Source organism: Vibrio sp. Vb1729 (assembly GCF_033338655.1).
GTDB lineage: Bacteria > Pseudomonadota > Gammaproteobacteria > Enterobacterales > Vibrionaceae > Vibrio > Vibrio alginolyticus.
Window position 1 is genome coordinate 12,562 of the sequence record NZ_JAWOTB010000025.1, and the last position, 23,827, is coordinate 36,388.

Here is a 23,827-nt window from a genome sequence, read left to right on the forward strand (position 1 = left end):
ATCAAAAAGGGTGAGCCGTTAAGTCTCACCCTAAATCACCTACAAATGCAGTCTCAACAGCCAGGCACATCATCATGTTAAAAAGTACTTAACCTTCCACAACCTTCATCAATAGTTGACCATCGTACAACGCTTGCTTAATCAACGCGGCACCAGGCATTGTGGCTTGCTTATAGAAACGAGACTCCACCAGCTCAAGATCTTGGTGATAAACAGGTAAACTCTGCTCTTCGATACAGCGACGAACCGCAGGATAAAGCACATCTTTTGCTTGGTTAATCACACCACCGATCAAGATTTTCTCAGGGTTAAATAAGTTGATCACAATAGCAATTGCAGAGCCTAAGTAGCGTCCAAGTTTTTCAATCACATCGACGGCCAAAGGATCACCGTTTGCAGCGGCTTCACAAATGCTCTCAATACTCATTTCTTCTTGTTTAGCAAGAATAGAGTCTTCGCCATCAGCGATTCGTCTTACGACTTCTTCACGAATTGCTTGAGAACTGGCAACGGTTTCCAAACAGCCAATATTGCCGCAATGACAACGTTTTCCATTTGGGTCAATTTGAATATGCCCGAGTTCACCAATGTTACCGTGACGGCCTTGCAAAACGCGCCCATCCAGAATGATGCCCGCACCTAAACCGTGGTGGATAGAGATAAGAACGGAGTTGTCATTATCTTGAGAATGACCAAAAAGCTTTTCTGCTAATGCCCAAGCTCGCGTGTCATTGGCAATGAAAACTGGCAAGCCTGTTGCTTTGTATATCTCTGGTCCAAGAGCAAGATTTTCGACATTGTAATGAGGCATCTGCAAAACGACACCTTGCTCTGAGTTCACGAGACCAGGCAGCGTAAGGGCAATACTGGTAACCCGATCAAGTTGATCCGCGTAAGTCTGAAAGAATTCATCAATTTCGTAAAGCAGGCGCTCAAGCACATCGTCTTGATCAAGCTCGTGTATCTCGATTTTAGTATCGATCAGTACATCACCGCCTAACTCATGCAAAGCAATGGTTAAATAACCTCGCCCCAAACGCATTGACAAAAATTGCCAGCCTTCATTATTGACCTGCAAACCGACAGCAGGTCGACCACGACTCGTCGCTTCTTGTACTGTCGTTTCATGAATCAAGTGCGCTTCAATTAATTCTCGAGTGATTTTGGTGATACTAGCAGGAGCAAGCTCACTCTGCTTGGACAAATCAATTCGAGAAATAGGACCTTTTAGGTCAATTAGTTTATATACACGACCAGCATTGACCTGTTTGATATGATCAATATGGCCCGGTTGAGCCATGTACATCTTGCACTCCGAAATTCTATAACGGGACAATTTTTTTACTTTGCGAACTAATTGTGAAGTGAATTAATAAATCCCCGTGACAAGCATCACGTATAAACCTGTTTGTTTGTGTATTCAATCAAATAACGAAGAATCTACTCCTGTTAAATTGTTTGAAAAATAACTTATTTTTATTCACTAAATTATGAAGTAGTGCCTTTAAAGCAGCGCATTTTTATCAATAAGGCCATTGCCTGTCGAATATCTGTCTGTTTTACCGGGGTTACTCTTAATGTAAACATTATGTGCATATACTTATATCCAAGTAGCTTTAAGGTGTGGGCTCAGCAACGAGGCTAACCTTGAGAGCGATTGCGTAAAGTAAGGATAGAGTTCAAGTTACCTTTACACACACATTCATCGGAGAATCTATGACTTCCAAATTAAGACGAACAAAAATTGTCACTACGCTGGGTCCTTCAACGGATAAGGACAATATACTTGAGGAGATCATCAAAGCCGGTGCAAACGTTGTCCGTATGAATTTTTCACATGGAACCAGTGAAGACCACATTCAACGTGCGAACAAAGTCCGTACCATTGCAGCAAGACTTGGGCGTCAGGTTGCAATTCTTGGTGACTTACAAGGCCCTAAAATCCGTGTATCAACGTTTAAAGACGGCCAAGTCATTTTGAATGTGGGCGATAAATTCACATTAGATAGTGATTTACCAAAAGGTGAAGGCAATCAAGAATCTGTAGGGTTAGATTATAAAGAACTACCGCAAGATGTTTCACCAAATGACATTTTATTACTCGATGATGGACGCGTTCAGCTGCAAGTTACTAAAGTAGAGGGTAATAAAGTTCATACCCGTGTGATTGTCGGTGGTCCATTGTCCAACAATAAAGGGATAAACAAAAAAGGCGGCGGATTGTCAGCAGATGCGCTCACAGAGAAAGATAAAGCTGATATTCTTACCGCCGCAGCAATTCAAGTGGACTACCTTGCTATTTCATTCCCGCGTAACGGCGAAGACATGCATTACGCTCGACGCTTAGCCAGAGATGCAGGCCTTGAAGCCATGTTAGTGGCTAAAGTCGAACGAGCAGAAACCGTCGCGACCAATGAGTCTATTGACGACATTATTCTCGCATCCGATGTAGTGATGGTTGCACGTGGTGACCTTGGTGTAGAAATCGGTGACCCTGAGCTCATAGGTGTCCAGAAAAAACTGATTCGCCGCGCACGCAGTTTAAACCGTATCGTGATTACTGCGACACAAATGATGGAGTCCATGATTACTAGCCCAATGCCAACGCGTGCTGAAGTGATGGATGTGGCCAATGCGGTTCTAGACGGCACTGACGCGGTGATGCTTTCTGGAGAGACCGCTGCAGGTAAATATCCTGTAGAAACGGTCAAATCCATGGCCGAAGTATGTGTGGGGGCTGAAAAAATGTCGGAGGCAAGTCTATCAACCTATCGCTTAGATAGAACCTTCGAAACCGCTGAAGAAACCATCGCAATGGCAACCATGTACTCTGCGAATCACATGGAAGGAATTAAAGCGATGATCTCGTTAACTGAGTCCGGCAGGACTGCGTTGATGATGTCTCGCTTAAGCTCTGGCTTGCCAATATTTGCCTTATCACGGAATGAATCGACACTAAATCGAGCAGCATTATACCGAGGCGTGACACCTGTATATTTCGAGTCAAAAAGTGATGCGGGTTTACCAACGGCTCAAGCAGCGATTACTAGCCTTAAAGAGCAAGGGTTCTTGCACAAAGGTGATTTAGTCATTATTACTCAAGGCGATGTAATGGATGTTGTTGGCTCAACCAACTGCATGCGCATTCTACAAGCGTAGTAGTTATACCTAACCGGAGTTAACCACAAGAACCCGCAAATAAGGCTCCGAAGATGGAGCCTTATTTATATGCTTTGTATATTGTGCACATCGTGAACGTAAGAAGGTTTATGCACTCTCTCTACCATCAATTTCAACATCCAGCTGGTCATAGAGTTGAACTAGGTTAAACCCAGCTTGAAGCCCAAGTTGATAGTCATGCTCTAGTGACTCTTGGTCACTTAACAAAGAAGAAGAACGAAGTCCCTCTTTAGGCGCAACTTGTAAAATAAAAGTGTCGTCAGGTGGAGCAGATATAAAGGCCTGAGTGAGCTCAAATGTTTGATAATGAATCATCAGCATGTCGGCTAAACCTGAATCAAAATTCTCACCAATCAGATGACTTAAACGATACAAGTTATCGGCACCGAACAACCAACGACCTCCATTTAACAGCATTTTCCCTGCAAGCTTCGATTGATGTGCTGCATTAATTTTTTGTTGGAAGAACGACGCCCAATCCAGCTTCCACTGATTCACTTTTTGCTGCCATGATTGCTGTACTGAGTTGATAGACTCCCGATACCATTCGACAGGCACATCCCCCACTTCACTTTGGGCTCTCGCTTCAATCTCTGAAAACGGCTCTGTGCGAATGACAATAATGTTGCGAGCATTCTGACGCCACGCTTCTTGTACAGGGATAGAGGCAGACACGCCGCCATCAACAAACTTATTGCCATTTACGTCGACAGGTCCGTGGTACAACTTGGGAATCGCACATGTCGCTAGCATAGTGTTAAACCACGAGTCATCCAAGATTGGTAGATATTGATCTGATAGCGTCTCTATATTCGTTACCGCAGCAAACGCTCCTCGTTTTCCCAATGCACTGCGACCTAAATCAAGGTCAAGCTTGTATGGGAAATCTTGAATCCGTTCTAATGCCCACTCTAAACCTAAGTACTGCTGCTTTCGGATATAGCGAAACAGATTAAAAAATTCAGGAGACGTTGTCAGCTCGGTAATAAAAGCTTTGCCCATGCCATGTTGACGACACAAGTAAGAACATAAGTTAAGTGCTCCGGCAGAGGTGCCATAGAATTCATCGAAAGGATCGAAGTTGGAAAGTAAAAAGGCGTCTAAAACGCCAGCGGTAAAAATCCCTCTCTGCCCTCCACCTTGCGTGACTAAAGCAGTTTTACCATGCCTAAAGTGCTCATAAACTTTTACATCAAGCTCTGCATGGCTTTCTGTGATTATACCGCTGTTACGTATCATAGGCTCACGCCATTTTGTTAAAACGTTTGGTAAAAGTGGTTATCTTAAGCTGTTGTAATAGCAATGATGCCAAATGACAAAAGCACTGCAAAAACAGTCACCACAATGATTAATGCGGATTTTAGATCGTGTTCCATAAACACCTCCTTAATATGTAACAAATTAATAACACCGGTGTGAAATATGTTCAAGATTTGCTTAATTTAGTCGCGCAATTTTGACTAACCCATCACAATTAGCTTAGTCATAATAAGGAGATAGGGCATGAACCAAAAACTCAGCTGGCTAGTAGGAATCATGATGATGAGTACTGCTATCAATGCACAAGCGAATATCATCGTTACACCATACATAGGCTATACAGGAGGCGGCCAAGTAGAGGATGAAAGTGGTAATACATACGATCTCGACCCCGCAGTGAATTACGCTCTTTCAGTCGAGACTCCCTTAGAAAAAGGAAGGATCGGATTGTTTTACTCCAATCAATCGACGGAACTTGAAAAGCTGTCCAACTCGGCAGATATCCATTATCTGCACTTCCAAAGCAGCATGTACTATCCTGTCGCAGAAAAATGGCAAACCTATATCGGTGTAGGTTTGGGCGCTTCTTACGCCGATGTGGATTGGGTAGACAAAAAATACGGATTTTCGGCTAGCGCTTTTGCAGGGCTGGAATATGAATTTTCAAAGAACTTTGCATTAACAGCCCAACTGAGATGGTTAGGAACGGTCGTTGATAACGATACATCTGGCGCCTGTACTCTACCTAATGACGGCTCAAACTGTATCATTAAGTTCGATACTGATTGGATGAACCAATTCCAATCAAATGTCGGTTTTAGTTTCCGCTTCTAATTTTTATGCATGTTCCTTTATAGGACTCGTCACAAAGAACGCTGAACGAGTCCTGCACAGAGCCGATAAAGGATATCGTCTAAACACCATTGTTTGGCAAAGTAACGAAGCATCATCTAGATAGGTGCACAAAAGATAGCCGTACGCCCTAATTAATCAAAATAGTCTTAAACACCAAAGCAATTATTAGATCCCAGTCATTTATTCCAGACAAACAACCACACACCCACATAAAACCACAATCAAACTCAAATTTAACAAGATTAAAACCAGACAACGCATCTGAATTAACATTTAGATTCTATTGCGCTAAGTATTATTAGAAGTTAGTCTGATCAGTGAAAACAGATAAATATTTCAGTTTTATCAAACACACATCAAAATTTTAAGATTAATAATCTACTTTCTCTTACAGTAGCCAGAATATAGCTCTATAAAATTATAAGAAGTTAGAATTAAGGATAGAAAAGCTGATGGATAACAGCGGTCCTTTCTTCCAACTATTTGCGCAATTATTACTGTGTTACGTAGAGAGCTTCATTCCTCAGGGAGTCTTATAGGAGTCAAATATGAAGCGAGAACAATGGGGATCCCGGGCGGGATTCATCTTAGCAGCAGTTGGGTCTGCTATCGGTTTGGGAAACATTTGGCGTTTCCCATACATGGCCTATGAAAACGGTGGCGGCGCGTTTTTTATTCCTTACATTTTTGCCATGATCACTGCCGGTATTCCATTTATGATCCTTGAGTTCAGTATGGGACAAAAATACCGAGGCTCGGCACCAAAAACACTTGCGAAAATTCATTCTAAATTTGAATGGCTTGGCTGGTTCCAAGTTGGTGTGGCTGCAGTTATTGCCGTTTACTATGTGGCTGTTATCGGTTGGTCGATTTCTTACTTTGGGTTGTCGTTCACTCAAGGTTGGGGAACCGATACCAACGCATTTTTCTTTAGTGAATACCTAAAGCTAGGTGACAACTCACCAACAGACTTAGGCAGTATTCAATGGAAGATTGCTTTATCCATGGTAATTGCTTGGGCAATTACTTACACCGCCATTGCCAAAGGCGTGAAATCAGGAATTGAACGAGCATCTAAAATTATGATGCCAATCCTATTCTTGATGGTGATTTTCTTAATCGGACGTATGATTTTCTTGCCAGGAGCTCTAGATGGCGTGAACTACATGTTCGAACCCGATTTCAGCAAAATTTGGGATGTGAAAGTATGGGCAGCGGCATATGGTCAGATCTTCTTTACGCTAAGTATCGGCTTCGCCATCATGCTAGCTTACTCTAGCTACCTACCAGAAAAGTCAGACATAACGAATAACGCGTTTATGACCGTGTTGATCAACTGTGGCTTCTCGATCCTAGCCGGCATCATGATCTTCTCAGTATTGGGTTACATGGCTCAAGAGCAAGGTAAGCCGTTAACAGAGGTGGTATCTGCAGGCGTTGGCTTGGCTTTTGTTACTTTACCTGCGGCAATTAACCTACTACCTGCCCCATATATTCTTGGTCCACTGTTCTTCTTTGCACTGGTGGTTGCTGGTCTAAGTTCGCATATTTCAATTATGGAAGCCGTAACTTCAGCCATTATCGACAAGCTGAAGTGGAGCCGTAAAAAAGCTGCAAATGTTGTGATTGGTATTGGCTTCGTTGTCTCTATGGCGTTTGCTACCAATGGCGGTCTGCTGCTACTCGACCTAGTAGACCACTTTGCAAACAACGTTGGCATCATGGTTGGTGGTCTGGTTGAGATTGTCTTGATGGCGTGGCTATTGAAGCGCGTGCCAGAAGTACGTAATTACGTTAACGAGCGCTCTGATTTCTCTGTTGGTCAATGGTTCGAGATCTGCTTACGCTTCGTTACACCAATCATGCTCGCCATTATCTTAGCGACCAAGCTATACGCCCTAATTACTGAAGGCTACGGTGGCTATGATCTAACTTTAGGCTGGGCACTTATCGCCGCACTCTTTATCTTTGGTCTAGTGATCAACGCAGTGAACCGCAAGGAGACAGCAAAATGACAATCAGCGCAATTATTATGATGGTTATTGGTTTAGGTATCACTTGGGGCGGCGCTGCCGTTTGCATTAAGCGAGCCATGAATAAACAATAGAACGTTAAGTTCCATACAAAAAAACGCCGGTAGTTACCGGCGTTTTTTTATACATACATTAGTTCAATTCTAGAAACTGTACTTGATGCCAACGGCGCCGCCAAGTTGCAAGTCAGCACCTTTGTAAAGATCTAGCTCTGGGTGTATTTGGCCATAAAGGTCCCAGCCGCGTGATAAATCCCAGTTCACACCAAGTGGTACTCTCACACCAAACTCGTCATCCCATTCATACCAGCCACCAACGCCGACATACCAAGTCACAGGCATGTTTTGATCGAATGTTCCACGCTTAGCGATGTAATCAAACGCCATACCATCGTTTCCGATAATGCCACGATATTTGTTATCTAACTCTACAACAACACTTAATTGTTGATCGACAGCCATACCAACTGATAGATCCGTTGGTTCGCTTGCCGCCATTGCCGTACTAGAAACTAGTCCCAAAACTAAAATGAATTTGTTCTTCATACACGTTATCAATTATTCAAAAAAACATTATTCGCTATTCAAACATAATGGCATATCAATATGTCAACGATGGGTAAGCTCGATGTATGAAAAAGCTGACAAAAGTAAAGATGAGTTTAGGATCACACTAAAAAGGAACTGTCAGTTAATAAAATAGGAACTAAAAAAGGAGGCCGAAGCCTCCTTTTATGCATTACTATGAATGACTGCGATTAACCGTGGTTACGAATCCACTCATCCATTTCAGTTTTTAGGTTATCAGACTTAGTACCGAAGATAGCCTGTACACCACCAGCTACAACTACAACACCAGCAGCGCCTAGTTGTTTTAGCTTGTCTTGGTCAACAGCTGCTGTATCTGCAACTGCTACACGTAGACGTGTGATACATGCATCTAGACCAGTAATGTTAGCTTTACCGCCAAACGCTGCAACCAGTTCACCGCCCATATCAGAGCCAGAAGTTACAGCTGCACTTTCCGTTTCATCTTCACGGCCAGGTGTTTTTAGGTCAAGCGCTGTGATTACACCACGGAACACTACGTAGTAAATTACTGCGTAAACTAGACCAACGGCAATCATTAGCACCATCTTCTGAGCGTTACCAGATAGAACTAGGAAGTCGATCAGACCGTGAGAGAAAGAAGTACCGTGTACAAAGCCTAGAGTGTTCGAAACGATGTATGCAGAACCAGCTAGTAGAGCGTGGATACCGTATAGTAGTGGAGCAACGAATAGGAATGAGAATTCGATTGGCTCAGTAATACCAGTTAGGAATGAAGTCAGTGCAGCTGACGCCATGATACCCATTACTTTTGCACGGTTTTCTGGTTTAGCACAATGAGCAATTGCGATTGCTGCAGCTGGTAGACCGAACATCTTGAACATGTAACCACCCGCTAGCTGACCGAAGCCATTACCAGCAGCACGAGATGCTTCATCAGCAACTAGGTAACAAGTTAGTACACCATTTTGAGCTTCACCGGCAGCGTTAACACAAGAACCTGCTTCGAAGAAGAACGGTACGTTCCATACGTGGTGTAGACCGAATGGGATTAGAGAACGCTCAACAACACCGTAGATACCGAATGCTAGCTGTGGGTTTTGGTGTGCAGCCCAATCAGAGAATGCAGAAATTGCACCGCCAATTGGTGGCCAGATAACAGAAAGGATAACACCTAGGATGATCGCAGCAAAACCAGTGATGATTGGCACTGCGCGCTTACCAGCGAAGAAGCCAAGGTACTCTGGAAGTTGGATTTTGAAGAAACGGTTGAATGCCCAAGCAGCCACACCACCGACAAGGATACCACCTAGTACACCTGTATCGATTTTCTCAACACCCATAACGCCCGCCATTACACCTAGCGTTGCCGTCATGATGCCGTAACCAACGATAGCTGCAAGACCTGCAACACCGTCGTTGTTAGTGAAGCCTAGAGCTACACCTACTGCAAATAGAAGTGCCATTTGGCCGAATACTGAACCACCAGCTTGTTCCATAAGATTAGAAACGATCTCTGGAATAAAGCTTAGATGGGCAGCACCCACACCTAATAAAATACCTGCAACTGGTAAAACTGATACTGGAAGCATCAGAGCCTTACCAACTTTTTGCAGGTTAGCAAAAAGGTTCTTAAACATGTTTATGCTCCTGATAAATTTATAAGTATTATTTGGGCACTAACGGCACACCCCCGTAGCCTAAAGGTTAGCACCCAATGAAAATGTAACCACAACTGCATTATATTTTCCGGCTCTAAATATATATTGATGACCCTCAAACTTTCCACACAGTTACGAAATTTAGTTTCAAAACAAGTCTTGGATCACACCCAAAAACAGCCGATGAAAAGGTTTGCATTGCACTTATATTACTGTTTTATAAAGAATTAATTATTTATATAATTAATTTTAAGGCGTAAATAAAATACGCCTCAATGTTATTTTTAGTAACAAAATTACATTTGTGATTTTTGAATGTTATTAAATCAACATTTTTAGTAAACATTAAACTCGTGAGCGTATCTGTTGTTTTTATCAACAAAAAAGGAGCCTAAGCTCCTTTTTTATGCTCTTATTATTTTTTCATCGCAAAAAAAGATCTCGGAAGTTTTCGGTGGTTTTTTGTGCCACTTCAGAAAGAGAGCACGATTTGAGTTGCGCAATATAAGAAGCGACTTCGACAACATAAGCGGGTTGATTCTCTTTGCCACGATGAGGGACAGGAGCCAAGTAAGGAGAATCTGTCTCAATAAGAAGCTTCTCTAAAGGTAGAGTCTTCACCACTTCTTTTAGCTCTGTAGCTTGACGGAAAGTAACAATCCCCGAGATAGAAATATAAAACCCCAGCTCCAGTGCAGCTTCAGCAAATGGAAGATCTTCTGTAAAACAGTGGATAACACCACCACATTTCTCTGCCCCACCCTTACGCAAAATATCTAGAGTATCCGCACGTGCGTTTCTGGTATGGATAATTAAAGGTTTGTTGAGCTCCACTGCAAGATCAACGTGTTGCTCAAAGCGCTCTTTCTGTAACGCGGCCGTTTCGGGCTTGTAATGATAATCTAAACCCGTTTCGCCAATAGCGACGACTTTTGCATTCGACGCATGGTGGCGCAATACGTCCATCGAAAAGTCGCTTTCAACATCAAGTGGGTGCACACCGCACGAAGCATAAACATTGTCATAAGGCTCGATCATTTCCATCATTTTCGGGAAAGAATCCAGCGTTACTCCAACAGAAAGTAGTTCAGTTACGTTTGCTTGTTTAGCTTTGTTAATAACGTCTTCCACATTGATGTGGAGATCGTCGTAATTCAATTTGTCTAAATGACAATGAGAATCTACGAACATAATGCCTCTCGTGATTCAATTAACCAATTCATTGATAGTAGCTCAAGGTTCAGGCCAGGAAAGGCTTGCACCTGAGCTTTCAGGTTCATCAGCGCCTTCGCTGATGAGTACAAACCGTTATAGTTGTCCGATTGAAACTTTGTCGCGCCCGGAAGCATTTGAGCTTCTGATACACCAAACTGCGCTTTCTGAGCATCTGTCAGTAAATACCATGCCCAGTCTAGTGATTGCTCTGAGTGTTTAGCGATTAAAGAAGCACACTCAGAAACGTCTGAAACAGGCGAAGACATTGCCTTAATAAAACTGCGTTCAAAAGCCAAGTAAGCTTCGAGCTCACCATTATTTAACGCATCCAATGTTTTTATTGGAGAGCCCATATTCAGTTTTAAGGCATAAGCAGGAACTTGCTTCGCCCCTTGTTCGTGCATCCATTGCATCGCTTGTTCCGCTGACGGAGGCGCAACAACCCAGTGTTGGCAACGGCTACGAATCGTTGGGAGCAGACGCTCCTGATTGTGGGTAACGAGCAAAAACAAGCACTTTGCCCCAGGCTCTTCTAGCGTCTTTAACAGCGCATTCGATGCCGACTCGTTCATAGAGTCCGCCGGTTCTATTACAAATAGGCGGTAACCATTAAGCTGAGATGATTCCTGAGCAAGACGGTTACAAGCGCGAATTTGGTCCACCGTTATCGCCTTTCCTTCTTTCTCTGGCTTGATCCAGTGTAAATCAGGGTGGTTTTGAGATTGATTTAGCTGGCAGCTATGACAAAAACCGCATGCTTCACTCGCGTAATTTTGGCAAAGAAGTACTTGGCTAAAAAACTCGATAAGTTTTTCGATGCCCAAGCCCTGCTCGCTTTGTAATAAAAGCGCACCTGGTATTCTGTCCGACTCTAACCCTACTTTGAGGTTATCCCATATTGGCTGTAGCCATGGATAATCATTTAACATGAGTCACCTAAATTTACGTTTCACTTATTGACGAGCTAGCCACTCGTTTAGAGCGTCCCGAATATCACGCGACACGCCTTCAATCGTCTGTTCTGCGTTAATGATAACGATGGAAGGATCGGCATGAGCAATCTCCAAATAACGCTCACGTGTACGCTCGAAGAAACTAATATCCATCTTCTCTATACGATCTAACTCACCACGCCCACGCGCACGCTCAAGCCCAACACGAGGGTCAATATCCATATAGAGAGTGAGAGCAGGTTTAAAATCACCAAGCGTTGTATCCCGGAGATTTTTCATTAACGATGCGTCAATCTGACGGCCACCACCTTGATAAGCTTGCGACGACATATCGTGTCGGTCACCAACCACCCACTGACCGTTTTCCAAAGCTGGTTTGATCACGTTCTCAACCAACTGAACACGTGCAGCGTACAGAAGAAGCAACTCCGTCATGTCCTTAAGTTCTTCGCCTTCGTGCTCTTCTTTCACCAGAGCGCGCATTTTTTCTGCTAGCGGTGTGCCTCCTGGCTCACGGGTATTTACGATATCCTCAATACCGGCCGCTTTTAGCGTATCTAAAACGGTTTTAATCGCAGTGCTTTTACCCGCGCCTTCTAGGCCTTCAACGACAATAAAGTTTGCTTTCATCATTTTTTCTTTCTTAGTTCTCTTAAATAGGCACGAACAGCACGGTTGTGCTCAGCAAGGGATTTCGAAAATACATGTCCGCCCTTTCCACTTGCTACAAAATATAAATAGTTGCTGCTTTCTGGATTCAAAGCCGCTTCAATGGAAGCTTCACCAGCCATCGCAATCGGTGTTGGTGGCAAACCATTGATGGTATAGGTGTTATATGGTGTCGGCGTACGCAAATCTTTCTTACGAATGTTGCCATCGTAGGCGTCACCCATACCATAAATAACTGTCGGATCAGTTTGTAACCGCATGCGTTTGTTCAATCGGTTGATAAACACAGAAGCGACGCGCTCACGCTCAGAATCAATAGCCGTCTCTTTCTCGATGATAGACGCGAGAATCAAGGCTTCATATTTATCCTGTAATGGCAGCTTTTCTTGACGAGCTTCCCAGCTAGCATCCAGTATTTTATTGAGTTTTCGATGCGCTCGTTTTAATAACTGGCTTTCACTCGCACCCGCTGTGTAATGGTAGGTTTCTGCTAAAAACAACCCTTCTAGCTTTTCTCTCTCAATTCCGAGCTTCGCAGCCATTTCTTTTTCTGAAAGATCGGTTAAATCATGCTTTAAATAAGGAGCACTTTTTAGTTGATCTACCCATTCAGAAAAGCGGCTGCCTTCAACAAAAGTGATCGCAAACTGGTATTCTTTTCCAGTATTCAGATGCTCCAATGTTTGCGAAAGCGACATACCAGGCTCAAGTTGGTAAGTACCCGCTCGCACTTGCAACAATTCTGGATATAAGTGAGGAATTAAACGGATGTACTCCGATGTTTCAATCACCTCATCTTCAACTAAGGCGCGCATGACATGATGAAAGCTTGTACCACTTTCTACAGTAAACAGCTGAGGTTGTTCCAATAGAATAGGCTTTTCAACGTATTGTTTAGCCTGTGAAATTATATAAAAAACAGCTGCTGCGCCTATCACTGCGATCAGCACAACAAAAGCCAACAGTTTTTTAATCACGTAGTTAAATTCCCTTGCAGTCGTTGAGTCAATTTTCCTATCGGAAATATAGTCTTAGAGTTCGATGTCACTATGCTGCGAATAGGTGCGACACCTAATATTGAGTTACACATGAAAGCCTCGTCAGCACTCAGCAAATCTGGAAGTATAAAACGCCCCTCGATGACTTCAATATGACTTACTTTAAGTAACTCAAGCACCTTACGACGCATTACGCCCGTAACGCCTGATAAGGTCAGCTCCGGCGTAAATACTTTATTACCTTTAACCCAAAAAAGGTTGGCCATTGTAGTTTCAATGACATGGTTTTGCACATTTAACGTTATTGCATCTGCAAACTCTGTATTGTCGATTTCAGCCTTGGCGAGAATCTGCTCTAAACGGTTGTTGTGCTTATGTCCCGCAAGTAAAGGTTGAATCCCTAGACGAGTATTACAAACGCCCAAGTCCACACCTTGTTCTTGCCAAGATGAATAATGAGAAGGAAACGCAAAATTGGAAATCGTCACGATAGGGCATTTAATCCCATTAGGGCTATACCCTCGCCCGCCAATACCGCGGCTAACGTGAATCTTCACCCCCGCTCGTGCGTCAGATAAAACCGCTTTGCTTGCCCAATCATGCACAACTTTCCAGTCAGGTGAAGAGATCTTCAAAGCGTCAAGGCAAGCACTCATGCGCTCAGTATGTTCTTGCCAGTAAACCAACTCTCCATTTTGGGTCAGGATGGTGGTAAAGCCTCCATCACCGTATTGGAATGAGCGATCGCCTAGCTCTACATGCGTTTGCGGAACTCCATTTACCCAAAACATTCACGTACCTTCAAATTAGCAGACAACAAATAAAACAAAACGGCTCAATGCTAAGCATCGAGCCGTTAGAATACAAGTTTCGCTTATCTAAATTAGGTTAGATAGTGTTACTCAGCGAACTTCTTGAAGATCAAAGAACCGTTTGTACCACCAAAGCCAAACGAGTTACAGATAGCGTACTCCATACCTTCAACTTTGCGCGCTGTATGCGGCACAAGGTCGATGTCTAGACCTTCTTCTGGATCATCAAGGTTAATGGTTGGCGGAACAATTTGGTCAACCAAAGACATAACCGTGATAATTGCTTCAACAGAGCCTGCAGCACCTAATAGGTGACCCGTCATAGACTTAGTTGAAGACACAAGAACTTGCTTCGCACCTTCTTCACCAAGAGCACGTTTCACGCCCTTGATTTCTGCAACATCACCAGCAGGAGTAGAAGTACCGTGAGCATTCACATAACCTACTTGAGTACCTGTGATGTTAGCGTCACGCATCGCCGCTTCCATCGCAAGTGCACCACCAGAGCCGTCTTCGCTTGGAGATGTCATGTGGTAAGCATCACCAGACATACCAAAACCAACCAGTTCTGCGTAAATCTTCGCGCCACGTGCTTTTGCGTGTTCGTACTCTTCAAGCACCATCATGCCAGCACCATCACCTAGCACAAAACCATCACGGCCTTTATCCCATGGGCGAGACGCTTTTTGAGGCTCTTCATTACGAGTAGATAGTGCTTTAGCTGCACCGAAGCCAGCCATGCCAAGAGGCGTAGAAGCTTTTTCTGCACCACCAGCAACCATCGCATCTGCATCGCCGTAGGCAATCATACGTGCTGCATGGCCGATATTATGCAGGCCAGTAGTACATGCGGTAGAAATCGCGATATTTGGACCACGAAGACCACGCATGATAGATAGGTTACCTGCAACCATGTTTACAATGGTCGAAGGAACAAAAAATGGGCTAACTTTGCGAGGGCCTTTGTCTACTAATGCAGTATGGCCAGTTTCGATAAGGTCAAGACCGCCAATGCCTGAGCCGATAGCAACACCAACTCGAGCCGCATTTTCTTCGGTAATTTGTAAGCCAGAGTTATCAAGAGCTTGAATACCCGCTGCAATGCCGTACTGGATGAAAAGGTCCATCTTACGAGCATCTTTTTTAGACATGTACTCTGTGCAATCGAAATCTTTAACAAGACCTGCAAAACGAGTTGAGAAGTTCGTAGTATCAAAGTGCTCGATATTTACGATACCACTTTGACCTTCTAGCAGGGCTTTCCAAGATGATTCTACTGTGTTGCCTACCGGTGACAACATACCCATGCCAGTGACAACTACACGACGCTTGGACACGATATAATTCTCCGGGAATTGAATATTTCTATGAGAGGATAGAAGAAGTTAGAAAGAACACAGGCGGTCTAGGAGACCGCCTGGGAGAGCTAATTACTGAGCGCTGTTTACGTAGTCGATTGCAGCTTGAACAGTAGTGATCTTCTCAGCTTCTTCGTCAGGAATCTCAGTGTCGAATTCCTCTTCTAGAGCCATAACTAGTTCTACAGTGTCTAGAGAATCAGCACCTAGATCATCAACGAAAGAAGCTTCGTTTTTAACTTCTGCTTCGTCTACACCTAGCTGTTCAACAATGATTTTCTTTACGCGTTCTTCGATGTTGCTCATTTTTCTTTTCCTTTACAGATTTCGCCTAATGCGATGATTCCGTAGTTTATTCGAACTATTGAAAGTTGCAAGGGGGTCCTTGCTGGTCAAACCACAAAATTAGCGAATTTAACCGAATTTCAATACATTTTTGACTTAAATCATGCACAAATCTTGCGCATAAGCATGACAAGTTCATGACAGTTAACTGCAACTATAGGCTATTTTTCACAATGTAAAATAGCTTATTTTGCATAAACTGTCGCATTAAACCATGTACATGCCACCATTTACATGCAAAGTTTCACCAGTAATGTACGCTGCTTCAGGAGAAGCAAGGAAAACTACTGCTGATGCAATTTCACGTGGGTCACCTAAACGACCTGCTGGCACGTTCGACAAAGTTGCCGCACGTTGGTCATCACTTAGCGCCTTAGTCATGTCAGTTTCGATGAAACCAGGAGCAACAGTGTTCACTGTTACACCACGAGACGCAACTTCACGAGCCATTGATTTAGTAAAACCAATCACGCCCGCTTTCGCTGCTGCGTAGTTAGTTTGACCAGCATTACCCATGGTACCAACAACAGAGCCTACGTTGATGATACGACCCGCACGTTTTTTCATCATACCGCGTAAAACCGCTTTAGACATGCGGTAGATAGGCGTTAGGTTGGTATCGATGATGTCGTTCCACTCATCATCTTTCATGCGCATCAATAGGTTGTCACGAGTAATACCAGCGTTATTCACCAGAATATCGATCACACCAAATTCTTCGTTGATCGTTTTTAATGTCGCTTCGATAGACTCGACATCAGTCACGTTAAGCGCTAAGCCTTTACCGTTATCACCAAGATACTCGCTGATAGCAGCCGCACCACTTTCAGAAGTAGCAGTACCGATAACCGTAGCACCTCGCTCGACAAGAAGTTCCGCGATCGCGCGGCCAATACCACGGCTTGCGCCGGTAACTAGCGCGATCTTACCTTCTAGATTCATCATGTTGTGTTTCCTTTTCTTATCGCAAATTTATCGCTTGATGGATTACTTCGCAGCGTCTAGCGATGCGATATCATTCACTGCTGCTGCAGTTAGCGTTTTCACGATACGTTTTGTTAGACCTGTTAAAACTTTACCAGGACCAAGCTCAAGAAGATTTTCTACGCCTTGTTCGTGCATCAGTTCAACTGTTTCAGTCCAACGAACTGGGCTATGTAGCTGACGAACAAGCGCATCTTTGATTTTTGCAGGATCTGTCTCAGCAACCACATCAACGTTGTTGATAACTGGCAGCTGTGGTGAGTTAAATTCGATAGACTCAAGAGCTACAGCAAGCTTTTCCGCTGCTGGCTTCATAAGTGCACAGTGTGAAGGTACTGAAACAGGAAGAGGAAGCGCACGCTTCGCACCAGCTTCTTTACATAGCGCACCAGCTCGCTCTACTGCGTCTTTGCTACCAGCGATAACGACTTGACCAGGCGAGTTAAAGTTTACTGGAGAGACCACTTCGCCTTGCGCTGCGTCTTCACACGCTTTTGCAATCGCATCATCAGCCAAACCGATAATCGCGTACATTGCGCCAGTACCAGCTGGTACTGCTTCTTGCATAAGTTGACCACGTAATTCAACCAGCTTGATGGCTTCTTTAAAGTCGATAACACCCGCACATACAAGTGCTGAGTACTCACCTAGGCTGTGACCGGCTAGGTTTGCTGGTTGCTCTAAGCCAAGTTCCTGCCATACACGCCAGATTGCAACAGATGAAGCTAGCAAAGCTGGTTGAGTACGGAAAGTCTCGTTTAAATCTTCTGCAGGTCCATTTTGAACAAGCGCCCATAGATCGTAACCTAGTGCGTCAGATGCTTCTGCAAATGTTTGTTTTACTACGTCATATTGTTCGCCTAGTTCTGCAAGCATACCTACAGCTTGAGAACCTTGACCTGGAAATACGATAGCAAACTTGCTCATGTTGTTTTCCTTTAAGCAAAGTAAAAAGAAATAAGATGCACCAAGTGCACCTTAAATTTTGAATTCTTGTGAAACTTAGAACTTCACAAGGGCCGAGCCCCAAGTGAATCCGCCGCCAAACGCTTCAAGAAGCAGAGTTTGACCGCGTTTAATACGACCATCACGTACCGCTTCATCTAGTGCTGTTGGCACCGTCGCAGCTGATGTGTTGCCGTGTTTATCAAGTGTAATCACGACTTGGTCTAGTGACATCGAAAGTTTCTTCGCTGTCGCTGAAATAATGCGGTAGTTCGCTTGGTGCGGCACTAGCCAGTCTAGTTCAGACTTATGCATGTTGTTGGCTTCAAGCGTATCTTTTACTAGTTTCGATAGCTGAGTTACAGCGACTTTGAATACTTCGTTCCCAGCCATATGAAGCCATTTATCCGCATCTTGCCCCCGCACAGGTACAGGTAGGCTTAGAAGCTCTCCGAATTGACCATCCGAGTATATGTGGGTAGAGATAATGCCAGGCTCTTGGCTAGCGCCTACGACAACGGCTCCGGCACCATCACCAAATAGGATAATGGTTGAACGGTCTGTCGGATCACACGTTTTAGACAAAGCATCTGAACCAATCACAAGTACGTTTTTGCACATACCAGATTTGATATGTTGGTCTGCAACAGATAATGCGTACACAAAACCAGAACAAGCAGCGGCTAAGTCAAAAGCTGGACAACCTTTAATGCCAAGCTTTGCCTGCACCTGACACGCAGATGAAGGGAAAGTATGGCTACTGCTCGTTGTGGCTACGATAATCAGGTCGATATCGTTTTTATCAATACCCGCCATATCGATAGCGTTTTCAGCTGCGTAGAATGCCATGTCTGCTACAGTTTCGTTTTCTGCAGCAATTCGACGCTCTTTAATACCCGTGCGAGCAACGATCCACTCATCACTTGTATCTACCATTTTCTCTAGATCTGCGTTTGTACGCACCTGAGATGGCAGGTAGCTGCCAGTACCTAAAATTTTGCTATACATGAAGACTAATAATGCCTCTCGAGTAAAACCGCTTCCAAACGATCGCTAATACGGCTTGGTACTTGTCGTTTGACCTCGTGTACTGCCTCGCCAAGTGCATTGACAATCGCAGATACATCCGCACTTCCATGGCTTTTTATGACAATGCCGCGCAATCCTAGCAAACTTGCGCCGTTATACTGGTCGGGGTTCAGTGTTTTTAGTTCATTAAACAGCCTAGAAAACAACTTTCTAGCTATCCAACCCTTTATCGTTGATGCCATTATGCTGGTTTTAATTTTTTCGATAAAAAGTTGAGCTGTTCCCTCACTGGCTTTTAAGCATACGTTGCCGACAAATCCATCACAAACAATGACGTCCGCAACATCATGCAAAATTTGATTACCTTCAATATAACCGACAAAGTTAATCGCATCGGTCTGAGAAAGCATTTCTGCGCAACGTTTGACTAAATCGTTACCTTTAATCTCTTCTGCGCCAATATTGAGTACAGCAACGCGAGGAGGACGACCCAAGTGTTCTTCAGCTAATGCACTGCCCATTACAGCAAATTGGAACAAGCTATCAGCATCGCACGATACATTCGCCCCCAGATCCAGCATCCAAGTACGCTTTCCGGTAATCGTCGGTAAAGCGGAAACTAAAGCAGGACGTTCAATGCCAGGAAGTAACTTAAGAATGAAACGCGATAGTGCCATTAATGCACCGGTGTTGCCACCACTAACACAAGCATCCGCTTTCTGCTCAGAAACCAAATCGATAGCCATACGCATAGAACTATTTTGGCTATTACGTAACGCCAATGAAGGTTTTTCTGAGTTCGAGATAACTTTCTCGCTGTGAAGAATAGTCAAGCGGGAACTGGTCGAGGTACCGAGTTGAGATAATTGAGACGTGATCAGAGATTGATCACCAATAAGAATCACTTTTAGCTCTGGGAAATGAGACAGTGCCTGCACGGCGGCAGGCACTGTTACGCGTGGACCGAAATCCCCGCCCATTGCATCAAGTGCAACGGTAATACTTTGCAAAGGTTCAACCTTACTTGTTGATAACCTTTTGACCACGGTAGTAACCTTCAGCAGTTACGTTGTGGCGTAGGTGAGTTTCACCAGAAGTCGCGTCTACAGATAGAGCAGCTGTAGTTAGCGCATCGTGTGAACGACGCATACCGCGCTTAGAACGAGTTTTACGGTTTTTCTGTACGGCCATTGACCCTACTCCTATACTATTGGGTTAAAAACCTGAAGAAGAATCGGCTACCACACCTATTACTTTTTCAGACTTTTCAAAACGTCGAATGGATTCGGTTTTTCTTCCTCAATTTCTTCAGGAATCTCACCAAAAACCATGTTATTTGAATCAACGCTACAATCCGCTTCATCGTGCATCGCAATTTGAGGTAATGCTAAGATGAACTCGTCTTCAACAAGTTGTATGAGGTCTAATTCACCATATTCATTTAGATCTACCAAATCATAAATTTCTGGTGCTTCCTGTTCTGTTTTCTCACCGTAGTAAGGAGTAGAAAGGAATTCAACTTCGCACTCATGTGCGAATACCTCATTACAACGCTGACACTCTAAATCGACTTCGATGTTAGCTTTACCAGAGATAACAACGAGTCGCTGTTCATCCATCCCAAATGACAATGAGACTTCTGCGTCGCGTTTTACGCCTTCAGTTGTTTCCACTAAGCGCTTGAAAAGACTAGCTTGGATGATGCCATCGTAATCCAATCGTTTCTGTGCAGCTTTAGCTGGGTCAACCGTTCGCGGTATTTTTACCTTTTGCATAGGGCGCGAATATTATCTTCCAAATCAAAATTAGTCAAAGAAAAAGGCAAAAAAGTTGTACTTTTTTGCGCTTAACATACAGAGCATTAGCCAGAATCATTTTTGATCGATTATCCTATTGGAAATGCTCCCACGAATTGTAATTCAAAATGAAAAATTACCAACTGGTTTTAGCCTCAACTTCCCCTTTTCGTAAACAACTGCTTGAAAAGCTCTCACTACCATTCGTTTGTTTATCACCTGATTGCGATGAAACACCTTTTGACCAAGAAACGCCAACTGAACTTGTGCAGAGACTGGCCCAAGAGAAAGCAATATCTTGCCAGACGGATAAAGCAAGTTTAGTTATCGGCAGTGACCAAGTTTGTGTCATTAATGGTGAAATCGTTGGCAAGCCTTTAAATAGAGATAACGCGATAAATCAACTTTTGGCTCAAAGTGGAAAAGTCATCACTTTCTATACTGGTCTTGCGGTACATAACACCGTCACAAACCATACAGAAGTCGGCTTTGATTCTTTCGAGGTGCACTTTAGAGATTTAACGCTTGAACAAATCGAACGCTACGTCGACAGGGAAGAACCTTTTTACTGCGCAGGCAGCTTTAAAAGCGAAGGCATGGGAATTTGCTTGTTTACGAAATTAGTTGGTAAAGACCCGAACACACTTGTCGGACTACCATTGATTGATTTGATTGATATGTTGCATGTTCAAGGACTCGATGTCCTTTAACCCAAATACGATAAAAGGGAGCCACAGGCTCCCTTTTGCATCCTCGAGGAAAACATGGTTACGCGTTTCTTAAACCCGCCAACACTTTTTCTAGTTTCGGTTCCATCGGTGCGTTGATTTCCATCCACTCATCATTTGATGGGTGTTGGAACTTAATGTTTGCCGCGTGTAGGAACAAACGATCTAAACCAACTTGACCTGTATAAGCATCAAAGCGGCGATCACCGTAGCGATCATCCCAAGCGATTGGGTGACCAGTGTATTGCGTATGAACTCGGATTTGGTGAGTTCGACCAGTAATCGGACTCGCCTGAATCAATGTAGCTTGTTCGAACTTTTCCAAAATCTTAAAACGCGTTTCTGACTGCTTACCATTAGGGTTAACACGAACAATACTGTTCACTTCGTTTTTGAGCAGTGGCGCGTTCACAACCTTACAACTACTTTTCCATTGCCCCATGACAAGAGCTAAGTAAAACTTCTTTACTGTCTTTTCACGAAACTGGGCTTGCAAGTGACGAAGTGCAGAACGCTTCTTAGCAACCAGCAAAATCCCTGAAGTATCACGGTCAATACGATGCACAAGTTCAAGAAAGCGAGCTTGAGGTCGCAGAGCCCTAAGCGCTTCAATCGCACCAAACTTTAAACCACTGCCACCATGCACAGCGGTGCCAGATGGTTTGTTTAGAATCAACATATGATCATCTTCGAAGATAATCATATTTTCCAACTCAGCGACTTTGTTAAGTTTCGTACTTGGTGCGACATCGTCATCTTTTTTCTCGACGGTCACCGGTGGAATACGAACGAGATCGCCTGCTTTTAACTTGTACTCTGCTTTTATACGCTTTTTATTTACGCGCACTTCGCCCTTACGCACAATTCGATAAATCATGCTTTTAGGAATGTCTTTTAATTGGTTGCGCAAAAAATTATCAATGCGCTGACCCGCCATATCTTCGTCGATGTCGACGAACTGGACTTTTGTTCTTATTTCGTTCATGGGCGGTATTGTAAACTCAATTTCGTGCGACTTCACATTATTCTTGTCGTAAAAGAAACTCTCGGTGGCACATACTGGTCTAAATTTCGCCAAGCTTTTGTTTAAATTATTAAAACTCTCAATCAAGTTCTCAATTTGTTTTCTGTCTTGAACAGTTTGCACATCTCAATTGCTTATGAAACAGCCAGTTATAAAATAGAAATTTTGAGTTTAGCGGCAAATTTTCTATCGTTTGCGTGAAAGCAGATTGCTGATAGCCACGCGCACTGCTATAGTTCACAGCTGCTAAGGAAGGTTTGGTTACATTTTATTCATTACCAATCATTTATCCTCAAGCAATGTGAGTAGATCGTTGAAGGTCGAGTGCAGCATTGGCGTGAGACACATCGAATTCAACACTCTTGCCACCCTACTCCTCGCATATTCACGTTGAGTACCTACCGCCCAAATAGCGGGTCACAAGTCTACGTTTCCAACAGAAACCACAAGAGGCTTGTGATGACTGAAGTGCCCGAGAGCATCCCCTTCCAGCCGGGAGGCTGCAAAATACAAGCCATGGGATCAGGCACCGTGAAAGAGCGAAAAAACAGTGGCAAGTCGACAAGAAAGATATAAAAGAAAAGACAACGAGAATTTTCAATGAAAAGAATGTTAATTAACGCAACTCAAAAAGAAGAGTTGCGTGTCGCTCTGGTTGATGGCCAGCGACTTTTCGATCTTGATATCGAGAGTCCAGGTCATGAATCTAAAAAAGCGAATATCTACAAAGGACGTATCACACGTATCGAACCAAGCTTAGAAGCCGCATTTGTTGATTACGGCGCCGAGCGTCACGGTTTCCTCCCTCTCAAAGAAATTGCCCGCGAATATTTCCCTGAAGGTTACACCTACCAAGGTCGTCCAAGCATCAAAGAAGTGCTAACGGAAGGCCAAGAAGTTATCGTTCAAGTGGAAAAAGAAGAACGTGGAAGCAAGGGCGCAGCTCTTACTACTTTCATTTCTCTTGCTGGTAGTTACCTTGTTCTGATGCCTAACAACCCTCGTGCTGGCGGTATTTCTCGTCGAATCGAAGGTGACGAGCGTACTCAACTAAAAGCCGCATTAAGTACTTTGGAACTGCCTCAGGGCATGGGCCTAATCGTACGTACTGCTGGCGTTGGCAAGAGTGCTGAAGAGCTTGAGTGGGATTTGAATGTACTACTTAACCACTGGGGTGCAATCAAAGGTGCAGCGGACTCTAACCCTGCTCCATTCTTAATCCACCAAGAAAGTAACGTTATCGTTCGTGCAATCCGTGACTATTTGCGTCGTGATATTGGCGAAATCTTAATTGATAGCAACACCATCTACGAACGTGCAAAAGAGCACATTCAATTGGTGCGCCCTGATTTCCTTAACCGCGTTAAGAAATATGAAGGCGAAGTTCCACTATTCAGCCACTACCAAATCGAAAGCCAAATTGAATCGGCTTTC

General features: G+C 43.8%; 25 protein-coding genes. 6 read left to right on the forward strand and 19 right to left on the reverse strand.

What is annotated here, in order from left to right:
* Positions 1-88: 88 nt before the first annotated feature.
* Positions 89-1,306, reverse strand: a complete 1,218-nt coding sequence (locus R7E29_RS13625; protein ID WP_005385828.1) for an ROK family protein — start codon at positions 1,304-1,306, stop codon at positions 89-91.
* Positions 1,307-1,716: 410 nt separating this feature from the next.
* Between R7E29_RS13625 and pyk the strand changes: the two genes are divergently transcribed.
* A complete protein-coding gene (gene pyk / locus R7E29_RS13630; protein WP_005372972.1) occupies positions 1,717-3,159 on the forward strand; it encodes a pyruvate kinase in 1,443 nt (480 codons plus the stop codon).
* Between the two features lie 108 nt (positions 3,160-3,267).
* On the opposite strand, the gene R7E29_RS13635 is transcribed toward pyk, so the two are convergent.
* Together R7E29_RS13635 and R7E29_RS13640 are read right to left on the reverse strand one after the other, a co-directional pair.
* The gene (locus tag R7E29_RS13635; protein WP_005372971.1) at positions 3,268-4,419 is read right to left on the reverse strand and encodes a patatin family protein; all 1,152 of its coding nucleotides are present in this window, start codon (positions 4,417-4,419) and stop codon (positions 3,268-3,270) included.
* A gap of 44 nt (positions 4,420-4,463) precedes the next feature.
* Positions 4,464-4,556: a YnhF family membrane protein gene (locus tag R7E29_RS13640; protein ID WP_005372970.1), complete on the reverse strand. Its 93-nt coding sequence runs from the start codon at positions 4,554-4,556 to the stop codon at positions 4,464-4,466.
* Positions 4,557-4,683: 127 nt separating this feature from the next.
* Between R7E29_RS13640 and R7E29_RS13645 the strand changes: the two genes are divergently transcribed.
* The 3 genes from R7E29_RS13645 (at position 4,684) to R7E29_RS13655 (ending at position 7,402) form a co-directional block, all read left to right on the forward strand.
* Positions 4,684-5,274, forward strand: a complete 591-nt coding sequence (locus R7E29_RS13645; RefSeq protein ID WP_005372968.1) for an outer membrane protein — start codon at positions 4,684-4,686, stop codon at positions 5,272-5,274.
* Positions 5,275-5,843: 569 nt separating this feature from the next.
* Positions 5,844-7,310: a sodium-dependent transporter gene (locus tag R7E29_RS13650; protein ID WP_005372966.1), complete on the forward strand. Its 1,467-nt coding sequence runs from the start codon at positions 5,844-5,846 to the stop codon at positions 7,308-7,310.
* Positions 7,307-7,402, forward strand: coding sequence for a MetS family NSS transporter small subunit (locus R7E29_RS13655; protein WP_017633863.1), 96 nt, complete (start codon positions 7,307-7,309; stop codon positions 7,400-7,402). The genes R7E29_RS13650 and R7E29_RS13655 overlap by 4 nt, the downstream gene beginning before the upstream one ends.
* Positions 7,403-7,471: 69 nt before the next feature.
* Here the strand turns inward: R7E29_RS13655 and R7E29_RS13660 are convergent, their stop codons facing one another.
* From R7E29_RS13660 to yceD, 15 genes are all read right to left on the reverse strand, one after another.
* Positions 7,472-7,873, reverse strand: coding sequence for a hypothetical protein (locus tag R7E29_RS13660; RefSeq protein WP_005372960.1), 402 nt, complete (start codon positions 7,871-7,873; stop codon positions 7,472-7,474).
* Positions 7,874-8,085: 212 nt separating this feature from the next.
* Complete coding sequence (ptsG, locus tag R7E29_RS13665) at positions 8,086-9,516, reverse strand: PTS glucose transporter subunit IIBC (RefSeq protein ID WP_005372959.1); 1,431 nt, start codon at positions 9,514-9,516, stop codon at positions 8,086-8,088.
* Positions 9,517-9,960: 444 nt separating this feature from the next.
* On the reverse strand, positions 9,961-10,728 hold the full coding sequence (locus tag R7E29_RS13670) for a TatD family hydrolase (RefSeq protein WP_017633841.1): 768 nt from the start codon (positions 10,726-10,728) through the stop codon (positions 9,961-9,963).
* Positions 10,719-11,681 carry a DNA polymerase III subunit delta' gene (locus R7E29_RS13675; protein ID WP_017633842.1) on the reverse strand — a complete coding sequence of 321 codons (963 nt, stop codon included), beginning with the start codon at positions 11,679-11,681 and terminating at the stop codon, positions 10,719-10,721. The genes R7E29_RS13670 and R7E29_RS13675 overlap by 10 nt, the downstream gene beginning before the upstream one ends.
* A gap of 24 nt (positions 11,682-11,705) precedes the next feature.
* Positions 11,706-12,338: a dTMP kinase gene (gene tmk / locus R7E29_RS13680; protein WP_005387350.1), complete on the reverse strand. Its 633-nt coding sequence runs from the start codon at positions 12,336-12,338 to the stop codon at positions 11,706-11,708.
* Positions 12,335-13,351 carry an endolytic transglycosylase MltG gene (gene mltG, locus R7E29_RS13685; RefSeq protein WP_054576217.1) on the reverse strand — a complete coding sequence of 339 codons (1,017 nt, stop codon included), beginning with the start codon at positions 13,349-13,351 and terminating at the stop codon, positions 12,335-12,337. Before mltG ends, tmk begins: the two co-directional genes overlap by 4 nt.
* Positions 13,348-14,163 (reverse strand): aminodeoxychorismate lyase, encoded by an 816-nt coding sequence (gene pabC / locus R7E29_RS13690; RefSeq protein ID WP_054576218.1) that lies wholly within the window; start codon positions 14,161-14,163, stop codon positions 13,348-13,350. Before pabC ends, mltG begins: the two co-directional genes overlap by 4 nt.
* A gap of 107 nt (positions 14,164-14,270) precedes the next feature.
* On the reverse strand, positions 14,271-15,521 hold the full coding sequence (gene fabF / locus R7E29_RS13695; protein ID WP_005372948.1) for a beta-ketoacyl-ACP synthase II: 1,251 nt from the start codon (positions 15,519-15,521) through the stop codon (positions 14,271-14,273).
* A 93-nt stretch (positions 15,522-15,614) separates the two neighbouring features.
* Positions 15,615-15,848: an acyl carrier protein gene (gene acpP, locus R7E29_RS13700; RefSeq protein WP_004406112.1), complete on the reverse strand. Its 234-nt coding sequence runs from the start codon at positions 15,846-15,848 to the stop codon at positions 15,615-15,617.
* A gap of 246 nt (positions 15,849-16,094) precedes the next feature.
* A complete protein-coding gene (fabG, locus tag R7E29_RS13705; RefSeq protein WP_025767222.1) occupies positions 16,095-16,829 on the reverse strand; it encodes a 3-oxoacyl-ACP reductase FabG in 735 nt (244 codons plus the stop codon).
* A gap of 45 nt (positions 16,830-16,874) precedes the next feature.
* On the reverse strand, positions 16,875-17,798 hold the full coding sequence (gene fabD, locus R7E29_RS13710; protein WP_005387313.1) for an ACP S-malonyltransferase: 924 nt from the start codon (positions 17,796-17,798) through the stop codon (positions 16,875-16,877).
* A 75-nt stretch (positions 17,799-17,873) separates the two neighbouring features.
* The gene (locus tag R7E29_RS13715; RefSeq protein WP_017821385.1) at positions 17,874-18,824 is read right to left on the reverse strand and encodes a beta-ketoacyl-ACP synthase III; all 951 of its coding nucleotides are present in this window, start codon (positions 18,822-18,824) and stop codon (positions 17,874-17,876) included.
* 5 nt (positions 18,825-18,829) lie between these two features.
* Positions 18,830-19,855: a phosphate acyltransferase PlsX gene (plsX, locus tag R7E29_RS13720; protein WP_017633846.1), complete on the reverse strand. Its 1,026-nt coding sequence runs from the start codon at positions 19,853-19,855 to the stop codon at positions 18,830-18,832.
* 10 nt (positions 19,856-19,865) lie between these two features.
* Positions 19,866-20,036 (reverse strand): 50S ribosomal protein L32, encoded by a 171-nt coding sequence (gene rpmF, locus R7E29_RS13725; RefSeq protein WP_005396978.1) that lies wholly within the window; start codon positions 20,034-20,036, stop codon positions 19,866-19,868.
* A 59-nt stretch (positions 20,037-20,095) separates the two neighbouring features.
* Positions 20,096-20,620: a 23S rRNA accumulation protein YceD gene (gene yceD, locus R7E29_RS13730; RefSeq protein WP_005387307.1), complete on the reverse strand. Its 525-nt coding sequence runs from the start codon at positions 20,618-20,620 to the stop codon at positions 20,096-20,098.
* A gap of 149 nt (positions 20,621-20,769) precedes the next feature.
* On the opposite strand from yceD, the gene R7E29_RS13735 reads away from it, so the two are divergent.
* Positions 20,770-21,351, forward strand: a complete 582-nt coding sequence (locus tag R7E29_RS13735) for a Maf family protein (RefSeq protein ID WP_005380845.1) — start codon at positions 20,770-20,772, stop codon at positions 21,349-21,351.
* A 58-nt stretch (positions 21,352-21,409) separates the two neighbouring features.
* Here the strand turns inward: R7E29_RS13735 and rluC are convergent, their stop codons facing one another.
* Positions 21,410-22,354 (reverse strand): 23S rRNA pseudouridine(955/2504/2580) synthase RluC, encoded by a 945-nt coding sequence (gene rluC / locus R7E29_RS13740; protein WP_054576337.1) that lies wholly within the window; start codon positions 22,352-22,354, stop codon positions 21,410-21,412.
* Positions 22,355-22,993: 639 nt separating this feature from the next.
* On the opposite strand from rluC, the gene R7E29_RS13745 reads away from it, so the two are divergent.
* A partial coding sequence (locus R7E29_RS13745) for a ribonuclease E/G (RefSeq protein ID WP_318082710.1) occupies positions 22,994-23,827 on the forward strand: 834 nt, incomplete at its 3' end.